The organism is Microcystis flos-aquae FACHB-1344, from assembly GCF_014698375.1.
GTDB classification, from domain to species: Bacteria; Cyanobacteriota; Cyanobacteriia; order Cyanobacteriales; family Microcystaceae; genus Microcystis; species Microcystis aeruginosa.
Genome location: NZ_JACJSW010000210.1, coordinates 1 through 13,524, shown reverse-complemented (window position 1 = coordinate 13,524; position 13,524 = coordinate 1). Strand labels below are relative to the sequence as shown.

12 protein-coding genes are annotated in these 13,524 nt (G+C 45.3%); 5 read left to right on the top strand and 7 right to left on the bottom strand.

Features of this window, described 5'->3' with window-relative positions:
* Nucleotides 1-26: 26 nt before the first annotated feature.
* Entirely contained in the window at nt 27-1,214 is a 1,188-nt protein-coding gene (locus H6G48_RS21735; protein ID WP_190723161.1) for an RNA-guided endonuclease InsQ/TnpB family protein, read from the bottom strand.
* A 172-nt stretch (nt 1,215-1,386) separates the two neighbouring features.
* Between H6G48_RS21735 and H6G48_RS21730 the strand changes: the two genes are divergently transcribed.
* Both H6G48_RS21730 and H6G48_RS21725 read left to right on the top strand, forming a co-directional pair.
* Nucleotides 1,387-1,926, top strand: a complete 540-nt coding sequence (locus H6G48_RS21730) for a DUF3038 domain-containing protein (protein ID WP_190723160.1) — start codon at nt 1,387-1,389, stop codon at nt 1,924-1,926.
* A gap of 129 nt (nt 1,927-2,055) precedes the next feature.
* A complete protein-coding gene (locus H6G48_RS21725) occupies nt 2,056-3,390 on the top strand; it encodes a DUF4335 domain-containing protein (protein ID WP_190723159.1) in 1,335 nt (444 codons plus the stop codon).
* A 120-nt stretch (nt 3,391-3,510) separates the two neighbouring features.
* Here the strand turns inward: H6G48_RS21725 and H6G48_RS21720 are convergent, their stop codons facing one another.
* Together H6G48_RS21720 and lexA are read right to left on the bottom strand one after the other, a co-directional pair.
* A complete protein-coding gene (locus H6G48_RS21720) occupies nt 3,511-3,777 on the bottom strand; it encodes a TIGR02450 family Trp-rich protein (protein ID WP_002800208.1) in 267 nt (88 codons plus the stop codon).
* Nucleotides 3,778-3,906: 129 nt separating this feature from the next.
* Nucleotides 3,907-4,521 carry a transcriptional repressor LexA gene (gene lexA, locus H6G48_RS21715; RefSeq protein ID WP_002758280.1) on the bottom strand — a complete coding sequence of 205 codons (615 nt, stop codon included), beginning with the start codon at nt 4,519-4,521 and terminating at the stop codon, nt 3,907-3,909.
* A gap of 682 nt (nt 4,522-5,203) precedes the next feature.
* Between lexA and nifJ the strand changes: the two genes are divergently transcribed.
* The 3 genes from nifJ (at nt 5,204) to H6G48_RS21700 (ending at nt 11,213) form a co-directional block, all read left to right on the top strand.
* Nucleotides 5,204-8,758, top strand: coding sequence for a pyruvate:ferredoxin (flavodoxin) oxidoreductase (gene nifJ, locus H6G48_RS21710; protein ID WP_190723158.1), 3,555 nt, complete (start codon nt 5,204-5,206; stop codon nt 8,756-8,758).
* Between the two features lie 2 nt (nt 8,759-8,760).
* On the top strand, nt 8,761-9,786 hold the full coding sequence (locus H6G48_RS21705; RefSeq protein WP_147073068.1) for a dihydroorotate dehydrogenase-like protein: 1,026 nt from the start codon (nt 8,761-8,763) through the stop codon (nt 9,784-9,786).
* Nucleotides 9,787-10,004: 218 nt separating this feature from the next.
* Nucleotides 10,005-11,213, top strand: coding sequence for an ATP-dependent 6-phosphofructokinase (locus H6G48_RS21700; RefSeq protein ID WP_190723157.1), 1,209 nt, complete (start codon nt 10,005-10,007; stop codon nt 11,211-11,213).
* Between the two features lie 42 nt (nt 11,214-11,255).
* On the opposite strand, the gene H6G48_RS21695 is transcribed toward H6G48_RS21700, so the two are convergent.
* From H6G48_RS21695 to H6G48_RS21680, 4 genes are all read right to left on the bottom strand, one after another.
* Complete coding sequence (locus H6G48_RS21695) at nt 11,256-11,426, bottom strand: hypothetical protein (protein WP_002735249.1); 171 nt, start codon at nt 11,424-11,426, stop codon at nt 11,256-11,258.
* 6 nt (nt 11,427-11,432) lie between these two features.
* Entirely contained in the window at nt 11,433-11,648 is a 216-nt protein-coding gene (locus tag H6G48_RS21690) for a type II toxin-antitoxin system HicA family toxin (RefSeq protein ID WP_002797028.1), read from the bottom strand.
* Nucleotides 11,649-11,650: 2 nt separating this feature from the next.
* Entirely contained in the window at nt 11,651-11,899 is a 249-nt protein-coding gene (locus tag H6G48_RS21685) for a type II toxin-antitoxin system HicB family antitoxin (RefSeq protein ID WP_002736552.1), read from the bottom strand.
* A gap of 37 nt (nt 11,900-11,936) precedes the next feature.
* A partial coding sequence (locus tag H6G48_RS21680; RefSeq protein WP_242034729.1) for a WD40 repeat domain-containing protein occupies nt 11,937-13,524 on the bottom strand: 1,588 nt, incomplete at its 5' end.

Sequence of the window (13,524 nt, the reverse complement as noted above, 5' to 3'; positions counted from 1 at the left end):
GTAAAACGGACGGCGATTCCCAAACCTCACGATTTAGGTTTCTGCTTCTTTCCCGAAGGATTTTTCGCACCTGCCTTCACAGATTTACTCTGTTCTGGTCTTATGGTCGCTCCACAGACTGACACCGCAAGCCCTGCGGCCAAAATATTTTTACTGGCGTTAATGTCTCGGTCATGGTGCGTCCCACAGTTCGGACAGTCCCACTCTCGAACATTTAACGGCAGCTTTTTCACAATATACCCACAATTACTGCACCGTTTAGAACTGGGAAAACATCTATCTATTTCGATGTAATTTTTCCCGTACCAACGGCATTTATAGGCTAATTGTCGGGTGATTTCTCCCCAGCTTACATCAGATATTGCCTGAGATAATTTCGGGTTTTTGACCATATTCTTGATGGCTAAATTCTCAACCACAATCGTTTGGTTTTCACGAACTAATTGAGTGGTTAGCTTGTGTAAATGGTCTTTCCTGCTATCGGTGATTTGAGCGTGAATTTTGGCTACTTTGATTTTTGCCTTTTCTCGATTCTTTGAGTCTTTCTGTTTTCTAGAAAGATTTTTCGATGCTCTTCGCAACCTCTGATAATGTTTCTTAAAATGCTTAGGATTAGATACTTTATCGCCATCGCTGGTAATCACGAGGCTACTAATTCCTAAGTCAATTCCAATGGCTTTATCTGTTACTGGTAAAGGCTTAATCGTTGGGTCATCAAATCTTATTGAGATATGCCAACGTCCAGAGGGATGTAATCTGACCGTTACTGTACTTGGTTCACATCCGTCTGGTATTTGTCTTGACCATCGAATAGGTAAAGGTTCTGTGCATTTAGCTAAATAGATTTGTCTGTCTTTGAACTTAAAAGCAGATTTGGTAAATTCGGCACTTCCTCCTTGATGTTTTTTCTTAAAGTTAGGATACTTAGTACGACCAGCAAAGAAGTTAGTGAAAGCTGTTTGTAAATGTCTTAACCCTTGTTGTAAAGGTACACAGCTAACTTCGTTTAAAAACTCTAATTCTTCTTGTTTTTTCCAATCGGTTAGCATTGAAGAAGTTTCAGTATATCCTACTCTTTCTTGTCTTTCGTACCAAGCTTGTGTTCTGAGATGGAGAGCTTTATTGTAAACTAATCTTACACAGCCCAAGGTGCGCCGCAATAGCGACTCTTGTTCTGCTGTGGGGTAAAATCGAAACGAATAGGCTTTCTCCATATCTCACATTCTAGCATATATCGTGTAAATGCGCTACTATTTCATAGTAAAGCCGTCCTTTGAGAACGGGGTTTCAGAGCCAAAATTGGCGATGACACTTTAGAACCAGTGATTTTTTCTCCTAAAACCAAGTTTTTCTGCTGGCAATTCCTTATTATCTATGTCCTTGACTATGCCTCAGTCTGCCGAGTCCTCCACGGGTGAGGATTTACCCCTAGCTATCTCACCCAGTAACGAGCAGTTAGAGAATATTAATAGCTATTTAAACCTGATTTTGGTTGCTTTAGTCTCTCTAGCTAATTTAGACTCCGAGTCTATCACCCAAGCAGCCCAAGAATTAGCCTTAGATCTGGATACAAGCGATCGCCTAGTTGCCCACTACTGGCAACCCCAGTCAAACCTCTCCCTAGCGGACATCCGTTCTCTAGTTCTCCTCCTCTGTCATCTAGCCCAAAAAAAGCAAGAGTTAATCCGTCGCGCCGTAATTCTCTTGGAACAAGTGGGAACTCAAGGACAAGAACCAGTCAAAACCACGCTTTTGGGCAATTATATCGCTAATTTTCGCTTAAAATACCCAGAAATATCGGAAAATAATCTCAGTGATTCTAGCCTAACTTCCCTAGCTTGGAAATTATTAATCGATTTATTGTTCTACAGCAGCCCCCGCAGTCATCTCCTTCTCTGGCACACCCTTTTGGCAAGTAAAAAGTAAAAAGGCTATCAGGAGTCAGTATTCAGGAGTCAGTATTCAGGAGTCAGTATTCAGGCGATTATTTTTTATTTATTCTTCCCAGTTCATAATTCATAATTCATAATTCATAATTCCCACCGATAACTAAAAATGAGTAATCTAATTCGCAAATATACACCCCCCACCTGTACCCTAGAAATTTGGGGAAATAGTTCGCCTCTGGCGGTTTGGCTAGGTAAAAATGTCTTAAACGATGCCCACTTTCAATTGCGCTTTGATGATCCTAGATTGAGTGAGGAAAAACAGGTGACGATCAAAGGCGATCGCACACAATTACAACTCCTAGGGGAAATTGTCGCTAATTATGTGCAGAATTTACTCTCTAGTCCCGTTTCTACCCTCTCTTTCGTGGCTAGTGGTTCCCCCGAAAGCCATCTCCCCTCCTTACCCTCTCTCCGTTGTCAGGGACTTCTGCAGCATCAATTATTTTTAGGTTCCCTGCTAACCGATCGGGATAAACAGGAGATCGAATTAACCACATCGCAATTATTCGATCTAGCCAATGCTTTAGGGGAATATAACCATGAAAGCCCCCTAATACCCCCATTAATTCGCCAGAAAACTCGAAAAAATGCCCTGATGTGGACGGGATTAATCGCCTCAGCCCTAATAACTATCGGGGGAATAGCGATCGCATTTTATCAACAGCAACAAGTGGCCAACAATGATTTAACCACTGATCCCAATAGTGCCAAGATTCCCCAACCCTTGCCAACGCTGCCTTTACCCCCCACGGGAACGGCCGCCCCAAACCCGCAGTTACCGGCAAATTTGGGCAATAAAACCCCTTTACCGCCACCGCCGCCCGTGGGAACCGTTCCAGTGCCAGTACGCCCCTCTAGCGTCCCCCTAGTGATTCCGCCGCCCACTTTACCGCCGCCACCAGTCACGGGTTCGCTCCCTGGCGGCACGGCGATCGTAATTGAACCGAATAATGAGAAAATCCCGATTACTGCCCCCCCCGTCACTGGCGCTCAGGGTACAAATGCACTGGCAAATCTTCCCCCCACCACGATGAATCCGACTCCAGCACCGCCAAAATTGCCCAATTTACCGCCTATAAGCCCTATTAACCCCGAAAATGCCAATTTAGACCCCAAACCGCCCACAAGTACCGCTAAAGCCCCAGAGACGAATTTACTAGATACCATTCCCCAAGTGGCAGAAACCAGAGAATATTTTCAATCCCGTTGGCAACCGCCGGAAAGTCTCAAGCATACTCTAGAGTACCGTTTGGTCTTAAATCAGGATGGTTCCCTAAAACAGATTATTCCCCTGGGACAGGCGGCGAAAATCTATCTCGATCGCACTAATATGCCCCTGCTCAATCAACCTTTTGTTTCTCCCCTCGATATCCCTGGTAATCCTCAATTGCGTCTAGTTCTTGGTTCTGATGGTACGGTGCGGACTTTTATGGAACAGTAATAGGCTGTACTGCATTTAAGTAGCTGGTTATAATTAAATTAAAAATGGATTTTAGGTTCGATCCCCCCTTAATCCCCCCTTAATAAGGGGGGCATCTGATAATTTTTAACGCCTACCTACTTAATTAACAATAATCTCGTCGGTGCTGTCGGGTTGGTTCATTTCCGTTAGGGTTTGCCAACCTGATTGCCAAAGATTCGCATCTTGCAACTGTTTAGCATTAATCCAGAAGCGGACAGTCGGATCGCAGGAAGCGACTAATTCAGCAAAAACCCATTGACCGCGATTTTGACGATTGACCACTTGAAAATGTCGCCAGCCCCATGTTTTTTGTTTTGCCGTCCATTTTGATCCCAAGAGATGGGGATATTTCTGTTTTTTGGGCATAAAAGTTAAAACACCTGAGTTCGGGATAGGCTGAAACCCTTATATTATCCTAGTTGGCCCACCCGATTCTTTTCCAGAAGCCAAGGAGAGGAAAAATGATCGGGGCGCTTAAGTGCGCCCCAGTTTTGGCTAATAACCGCGCCAAACACCAACCAAAACCCCTTGCACTTGTACTTGTTCGGTATTGGCTGTAATTGGTTGATATTTTTGATTAGAGGGTTGGAGAGTGATGATTTCTCCTTCTTGGTAGAAACGTTTTAAAGTAGTGCCGTGGCCTTCGACTCTAGCGGCGACGATTTCCCCATTGGACACCGCTTCATTACCCGTGAGAGAACGCATAATCACCAGATCCCCATCGGCAATATGATCCTCGATCATACTGTCTCCGGAAACCCGCAGAGCATAACAGTCTTGGCTGCGTTGCAACAGGTTAGAAAGATCGAGTTTTTCTTCCACATCGGTGAAGGGTTCCACTAAACCACCAGCAGCGATCGCACCCAGAACCGGTAAACCTTGCACTGGTTGTTTGAGAATCCGCAGGGTGCGTGCTTTTCCTTCTGTCCAATCAATATAGCCTTTGGCGCGTAAACGTTCTAAACGGCTTTGAATCGGTGCGGGAGAGCGTAAATTCATCGCTCGCATCATTTGCCGGATGGAAGGGGCGTGTTGAGTAGTGCGAATATACTCAATTAGCCAGTCGTACAACTCCTGTTGCGCTTGAGTAAGGGATTCGAGGTTAGTCATGATCTATTTTCCTATGCTTGGGTTAAGATAATTTGTACTTTAGTTCATTTGTGTTTAACCTAGTACATCTTAACTTCATCGGCTGACTAAATCAACTGGTTATTAGATCTCTTCCAAAAATCAAAAGTTGTCGTGCTTGGTTAGGAGACTCCGAGACAGGAGACTCCGAGACAGGAGATTATTTCTATTTATTCTTCCGACACCCCACACCCTACACCCTACACCCCACACCCTGCCACCACCGAAAAACTTTTTGCCGCAAACCCTAATTAATAATTCATAATTCCTTCTCCCTTCTCCCATGCAGTCTTAACGAGTAATTTAGATAGTCAACAGCTTATCTTCTGACCTAGCACTTTTTTTTTAAAAGTATCATTAATTTTTATCTCAATTCTGAATATTAATTAATCCCAGGGTCGGTTGCTGGCAAACTCAGCAGCGTATTAAGAAAAAATAACGAATTGCTAGAAAGCCGAGAATCTGGATAATGATCGAGGTGGAGACAGAAAAATTGCTCTACTTAAGCCTGTCTGCCGTAAGCGTCCAATAGTAGATAGGGAGTCAAAAGCGACGCTCAAGAAAATCCTTCGGTTGTCAGGGAAACGAGAGGATATTTAGTGCGAAATTGAGCCGTAAAAAAACTTAAAATCCCGACAAATATCGTAAAAACTAAGGGGAACACATGACCACAAAAACCTATGCAACCATAGACGGTAACGAAGCTGTTGCACGCGTTGCCTATCGTCTCAGTGAAGTGATCGCTATTTATCCTATCACTCCCTCCTCGCCTATGGGTGAATGGTCCGATAGTTGGGCGGCCGAACGCAGAGCTAATCTCTGGGGAACCATCCCTTCCGTAATCGAAATGCAGAGCGAAGGTGGGGCAGCGGGAACCCTGCACGGAGCGCTACAAACAGGCTCTTTAACTACCACTTTCACTTCCTCGCAGGGATTATTATTAATGCTCCCCAACTTCTACAAAATTGCGGGGGAATTAACCTCTTCAGTGGTTCATGTGGCGGCCCGTGCTTTAGCAGCCCAAGGATTGTCAATTTTTGGGGATCATAGTGATGTCATGTCTGCCAGAAGTACGGGTTGGGCTATGTTAGCGGCTAATTCCGTTCAAGAAGCTCAAGATCTGGCGGCTATTGCCACAGCTACCACCCTAGAAACCAGGATTCCTTTTCTGCACTTTTTTGATGGTTTTCGTACCAGTCATGAGGTGCAAAAAGTCGAATTAATTAGCGATGAAACTCTCAAAGAACTGATCGATGAAGACCTAATTATTGCCCATCGTCAAAGGGCTTTAACTCCCGATCGACCGGTTTTACGAGGCACGGCACAAAATCCCGATGTTTATTTCCAGGCAAGGGAAAGCGTCAATCCTTTCTATCATGCTTGTCCCGATATCACTCAAAAAATTATGGATCGTTTTGCCCAATTAACAGGACGGCAATACCATCTCTATGAATACCACGGTGCGCCCGATGCCGAAAGAGTGATTATGTTAATGGGATCGGGAGGGGAAACCGTCCATGAAACCGTCGATTATCTCAATCAAAATGGGGCTAAAGTTGGGGTTTTAAAAGTTCGTCTCTATCGTCCCTTTGCCGCCGAAAAATTACTGGCAGCTCTGCCCACCACGGTGAAAAAAATAGCCGTTTTAGATCGCTGTAAAGAACCCGGTGCCGGGGGCGATCCGCTATATTTAGACGTGGTAAATGCCTTTATGGAAAACTACGAAGGGAAGCTGCCGAAAATTGTGGGAGGACGCTACGGTTTATCTTCCAAAGAATTTACTCCAGCCATGATTGCTGGCATATTTGATAACTTAAGTCTCGACAAACCGAAAAATCACTTCACTATTGGTATCGTTGACGATCTTACCTTTTCCAGTCTGGAATATGACCGCAGTTTTTCCACCGAACCGGACGAAGTAGTGCGGGCGGTTTTCTACGGTTTAGGTTCCGATGGTACGGTGGGAGCTAACAAAAATTCAATTAAAATTATCGGTGAAGATACTGATAATTATGCCCAGGGTTATTTCGTCTATGATTCCAAAAAATCTGGGTCTGTCACCGTTTCTCACCTACGCTTTGGCCCCCATCCGATTCGCTCTACCTATTTAATCACCGATGCTAACTTTATCGCCTGTCATCAGTGGGAATTTGTCGAACAATTTGATCTGCTAGAAACCGCTAAATCGAACTCAATTTTTCTCCTCAATAGTCCCTATCCACCGGATGAGGTGTTTAGTCACTTACCCCGCCATCTCCAGCAAACTATCATCGATAAAAATCTGCAAGTTTATACGATTAATGCCACTCAAGTAGCCAAAGAAGCGGGGATGGGCAGTCGGATTAATACCGTTATGCAGGTGTGTTTCTTTGCCCTAGCGGGGGTTTTGTCGCGGGAAGATGCGATCGCACAAATTAAAAAAGCCATCCGCAAGACCTACGGCAAGAAAGGCGAAGAAATCGTGCAGATGAACATTAAAGCCGTGGATTCTGCCCTAGAACACCTCTATCAAGTCTCAATTCCCGCCACTGTCACCCCTGAAGCTTTTGAATTAAGACCACCAATTCCCGACACTGCACCCGCTTTCGTGCGAGAAGTCCTCGGCAAAATTATCGCCCGTCACGGGGATGAATTGCCCGTTAGCGCCCTTCCCAACGATGGTACTTACCCCACCGCCACTAGCCAATGGGAAAAACGCAATATTGCCCAAGAAATCCCCGTTTGGGATGCGGATGTCTGTGTTCAGTGCGGTAAATGCGTTCTCGTTTGTCCCCACGCCGTTATTCGCTCGAAAGTTTATGATGAGGCCGAATTAGCCACGGCCCCGGAAACCTTTAAAGTCGCGAATGCCAAGGATCACGACTGGAAAGGGCTAAAATTCACCATCCAAGTGGCCGCCGAAGATTGTACCGGTTGCGGTCTCTGTGTTGATGTTTGCCCCGCTAAAAACAAATCGCAACCGCGTCTAAGAGCGATTAATATGGCTCCCCAATTGCCCCTGCGGGAACAGGAACGAGTTAACTGGGATTTCTTCCTTAATTTGCCTAATCCAGACCGATTAAGCCTAAATCTCAATAAAATTAACCATCAGCAAATGCAGGAACCTCTCTTTGAGTTTTCCGGCGCTTGTGCCGGTTGTGGTGAGACTCCCTACGTTAAATTGGTCAGTCAGCTATTTGGCGATCGCATGATAGTGGCTAATGCCACCGGTTGTTCATCTATCTACGGAGGTAATTTACCGACAACGCCCTGGGCAGTTAACGCCGAAGGTCGCGGTCCGGCCTGGTCGAATTCCCTCTTTGAAGATAATGCCGAATTTGGCTTAGGATTCCGAGTTTCCATCGATAAACAGGCAGAATTTGCCGCAGAACTGTTAGGAACCCTCGCTAGTGAAATCGGAGAAAGTCTAGCGGCAGATATTCTCAATTGTCACCAAGTCGATGAAGCGGAAATTTACGAACAACGGCAACGGGTAGAGGCCCTAAAATCCCGTTTAGGGCAATTAACCCCGACCACGCAGGTGAAAATGTTGTTATCCGTGGCCGATTATCTGGTCAAGAAAAGCGTCTGGATTGTCGGGGGTGACGGTTGGGCCTACGACATCGGTTATGGTGGCTTAGATCACGTTTTAGCCAGTGGTCGCAATGTCAATATTTTGGTCATGGATACGGAAGTTTACTCGAATACGGGCGGCCAGGCCTCGAAAGCTACTCCTCGGGCCGCCGTAGCTAAATTTGCTTCTGGTGGCAAACCCAGCCCGAAAAAAGACCTCGGTTTAATGGCCATGACCTACGGTAACGTCTATGTGGCCAGCGTGGCTATGGGGGCAAGAAACGAGCAAACGATCAAAGCTTTCCTAGAAGCGGAAGCTTACAACGGGCCATCGTTAATTATCGCCTATTCTCACTGTATTGCTCACGGGATCAACATGACCACCGCCATGAACCATCAAAAAGAAGTGGTGGAAAGCGGTCGCTGGTTAATGTACCGTTATCATCCCGATTTGGCTAAAGAAGGCAAAAATCCCCTACAATTGGACAGCCGTGCGCCTAAGCTTACCGTAGCGCAAACTCTCTACTCGGAGAATCGCTTTAAGATGTTGGCCACCAGTAAGCCGGAGGAAGCTAAACGTCTGCTCAAAGAAGCACAAGCAGATGTGGATACGCGCTGGCAAATGTATCAGTATTTAGCAGCAAAAGGTACAGGGAGCAACGAATAGTTATGAATCTACACACTACCTACATGGGTTTGCAATTGCGATCGCCGCTAGTTATCGGTGCGGCCGCACCCTTGAGCGAGGATATCGACAATATCAAGAGAATGGAAGACTTCGGAGCCGCTGCCGTGGTTTTACACTCCTTTTTCGAGGAGCAGATTAAACACGAAAGACTGGCTCTACACCATCATTTTACCCACGGAGCCGAGAGTTTTGCGGAAGCTTTGACTTATTTTCCCGAACCGGAGGTTTTTCACGTTGGTTCCGACGAATATCTCAACCATATTCGCAAAGCCAAAGAAATGGTCGATATTCCCATTATTGCCAGTCTCAACGGTGAGACCTCTGGGGGATGGTTGGAGTATGCCATTCAAATTCAACAAGCGGGCGCTGATGCTTTGGAGTTGAATGTTTATTATGTTCCCAACGACCTGGAATTAACCGGAAATCACGTCGAACAAAACTATATTGATATCCTCAAAATTGTCAAATCGGAGGTATCAATTCCCGTCTCGATGAAGTTAAGTCCCTACTTTAGCAATACGGCCAATATGGCTAAACAATTAGCGGAAGCGGGGGCCGATGGGTTGGTATTATTTAACCGTTTCTATCAGCCGGATATCGACTTAGAAACCTTGGATGTTCACCCCAATATTATCCTCAGTAATCCCCAAGCGATGCGTTTACCCCTGCGCTGGATTGCCATGCTTTACGGTCGTGTACCGACGGATTTTGCCGCTACCAGTGGTATTCATAACGCCATCGACGTGATCAAAATGATGATGGTGGGGGCAAAAGCGACCATGTTAGTTAGTGTTTTATTACGCCACGGTTTGGAGGAAATTACCAAGATCGAACAGGGTTTATTGCATTGGTTGGAAGAAAATGAGTACGAATCGATCGAGCAGTTAATTGGCAGTATGAGTCAAATGAATTGTCCAGATCCGACTGCTTTTGAACGGGTACAGTATATGAAAGCTCTGCAAAGTTACGAACCTGTTTGGAAACGTTTTCAAACCACCAGCAAATAAAAGTGGGAAGTGGGAATGGGGGAATGGGGGAATGGGGAAATGGGGAAATGGGGAAATGGGGGAATGGGGAATTTCAACTAAAACCCTAAAACCCTAAAACCCCAAAACCCCAAAACCCTAAAACCCTAAAACCCTAAAACCCTAAAACCCTAACACCCCAAAACCCTAACACCCACCCGACTCCCGACAAAGAAAAAAAAATCCTGGAGGATATAACCATGAACGAGAATCAAAGGAAAAAAATCGGCATTCTGACCAGTGGTGGCGATTGCCCGGGGTTAAATGCGGTAATTCGTGCCGTGGTGAAATCATCAAAACTCAAGGGTTGGGATGTGTACGGCATTCCCTACGGGACCGACGGTTTTATGCAGATTGCCGAGGGGAAATATCACCCCCAAGATTTGATCCTGACTCAGCATGGCTATAACCTACCCGGGGTCTTGAAAGGATTAGACGTTTTGCAGTTTCTTAGTGGTAGTGTCTTGGGTTCTTTGAGCAAAGGACATCCCGAAAACCCAGAAATTGCTGCGAAAATCCTGCAAGGATACGAAATGCTGGGATTAGATGCCCTGATCGTCGTCGGGGGCGATGGGAGCATCGATATCATCTACGATCTCGCCCAGAAAGGCAATTGGAATATTATCGCGGTTCCCAAAACCATCGATAATGACGTTCCCTATACGGAATGGGCAGTCGGTTTTACCACTGCCGTCGATATCGTCACCCAAGCTTTGTATGATCTCACCTTTACCGCCGCTAGTCACGAAAGGGTGATGATTGTGCAGGTGATGGGTAGAGATGCCGGTCATCTAGCCCTTCATGCTGGGATTGCTGGGGGTGCCGATGCGATTTTTATTCCCGAATTAACCCCGGCTCTCACTCCCGAAATTATCGACGGTTGTTGTCGTCATTTGGCAGAATTACGCGCTCAAGGTCGTAAATTCGCTCTTATTGTGATTTCTGAGGGGGTTAAAAACGAAGATAACCAAAAAGAGAAGTATATTGCCGATTATTTAGAAAAATTAATATTTGACAAAACTCGCTCTTTGTGCGTTACCGATCCCGTCTTCTGTTATCTCAATTCCATGGATGTGCGGGCCATGTCTTTGGGACACCTGCAAAGAAGTCGTCCTCCTTTGGCCATGGATCGACTGTTAGCCACGGCTTTCGGCATTAAGGCCGTAGAATTAATCGAACAGGGAAAACTCGATCGCGTGGTGATTTGGCGCGGGGGACAAGTGCGTAGTTTGCCCCTGAAACCAGTGATCAAAATTATCAAACAATGTCATCAAGAGCATCGCTGTGCCTATCCCGTGGATCCTGAGGGTTTTATCGTGAAAACAGCCCGTTCTTTGGGAATTTACCTAGGGGAAAATCCCACAACTGAGACGGCAGTGGTTCCAGAAGCTGTGGAGGCGTTGGTTTAGTTATAATAAAGCGAGAAGGGTTGCTCATACTTTCTCGCTTTATTAATTGGTTAAGATATTTAATTCTGCTAATTTTACTTGCAATAATTTACTGTATTTTATGGCTTTTCTCAGTAATCTGTCATCGGTGGTTAGCAATACGTCTATCCTAGCATATTCGGCGCAAGCGATATGAAAAGAATCATAAAGATCAAATCCTAAATATATAACCAATACTGTTTAACTGTTGTCCCATTCTTCATCACTAATACCCGCTTGTTTGAGAATTTCCTTAACTAAATCTATAGAGATTTCTTGATTTCCATGAGGGTTAGGGATGCGAATTTTATGTTGACCCTTTTTCATAAATTGATGTTTACTACCAGAAAAAGGCCCTGTGTAACCTAAAGCTTTCAATTTTCTGATTAATTTTCTGCGAGAAATTGCTGATGGCATAACTAAACTTCTGCAACTGTTGTAACTTTAATTTCTAATCCATCTATGATAGGTAAAGGGTCGCCATCTTGTAATTTTAAAATGATCCATTCTTCTAGAACTTCTAGTAAGTCTTGACGGCATTCTTCAACGGTCAATCCATTTCCCCAAACGCCTTGAAAGCCTTCTATTTCAGCAAACCAAGTACCGTCATTTAGCCTTTTGTATTGTGCTTTTTGTAAAGCTTTTTCACAATAATTGAGTAAGATCATTTTCTTCTCTAAATCTCCATAATATGTAACTATATTATCACTTCTCCTCACCAATCCCATCACACAAATGTCTATCCTCCTCCTTAACGCCAGAATTAGGATTGTGCAAATAAACCCGCACCCAATCGCAACTACGCCCCATTAAACCATCTAAATCCCAGCCATTGTTTCCATTCCAGAGTTTGATAGTCCCGTCCTCACTACCGGTCGCTAATTTCTTACCATCGGGGCTAAAATTAACGCTATAGACACCGCTATCATGCCCCTTGAGGGTGCGGATTTCTTGGCCTGTTTCTACATTCCAGAGTTTGATGGTGTTGTCCCAACTACCGCTCACCAATGTCTTGCCGTCGGGGCTAAAATTAACGCTTGTGACCCAGTTATCATGCCCCTTGAGGGTGCGGATTTCTTGGCCTGTTTCTACATTCCAGAGTTTGATAGTGTTGTCCTCACTACCGCTCACCAAAGTCTTGCCGTCGGGACTAAAATTAACGCTTATGACAGAGCTATCATGCCCCTTGAGGGTGCGAATTTCTTCGCCTGTTGACCCATTCCAGAGTTTGATAGTCTTGTCACCACTACCGCTCACCAAAGTCTTGCCGTCGGGACTAAAATTAACGCTATTGACAGAGCTATCATGCCCCTTGAGGGTGCGGATTTCTTGGCCTGTTTCTACATTCCAGAGTTTGATGGTGCTGTCATTACTACCGCTCACCAAAGTCTTGCCGTCGGGACTAAAATTAACGCTATTGACAGGCTCATCATGCCCCTTGAGGGTGCGGATTTCCTTGCCTGTTTTTACATTCCAGAGTTTGATAGTCTTGTCACCACTACCGCTCACCAAAGTCTTGCCGTCGGGACTAAAATTAACGCTTATGACAGAGCTATCATGCCCCTTGAGGGTGCGGATTTCTTTGCCTGTCTTTACATTCCAGAGTTTGATAGTGTTGTCCCAACTACCGCTCACCAAAGTCTCGCCGTCGGGACTAAAATTAACGCTTATGACAGAGCTATCATGCCCCTTGAGGGTGCGGATTTCTTTGCCTGTCTTTACATTCCAGAGTTTGATAGTGTTGTCCCAACTACCGCTCACCAAAGTCTCGCCGTCGGGACTAAAATTAACGCTTATGACAGTGCTATCATGCCCCTTGAGGGTGCGGATTTCTTGGCCTGTTTCTACATTCCAGAGTTTGATAGTGTTGTCCTGACTACCGCTCACTAAAGTCTTGCCGTCGGGACTAAAATTAACGCTATTGACCCAGTTATCATGCCCCTTGAGGGTGCGGATTTCTTGGCCTGTTTCTACATTCCAGAGTTTGATAGTCTGCCAACTACCGCTCACCAATGTCTTGCCGTCGGGACTAAAATTAACGCTATTGACAGGGCTATTATGCCCCGTAAGGGTGCGGATTTCTGTTCCTGTCTCGACATTCCAGAGTTTGATGGTGTTGTCCTGACTACCGCTCACTAAAGTCTTGCCGTCGGGACTAAAATTAACGCTTGAGAGATAGCTATCATGCCCCTTGAGGGTGCGGATTTCTTGGCCTGTTTCTACATTCCAGAGTTTGATAGTCTGCCAACTACCGCTCACCAATGTCTTGCCGTCGGGACTAAAATTAACGCTA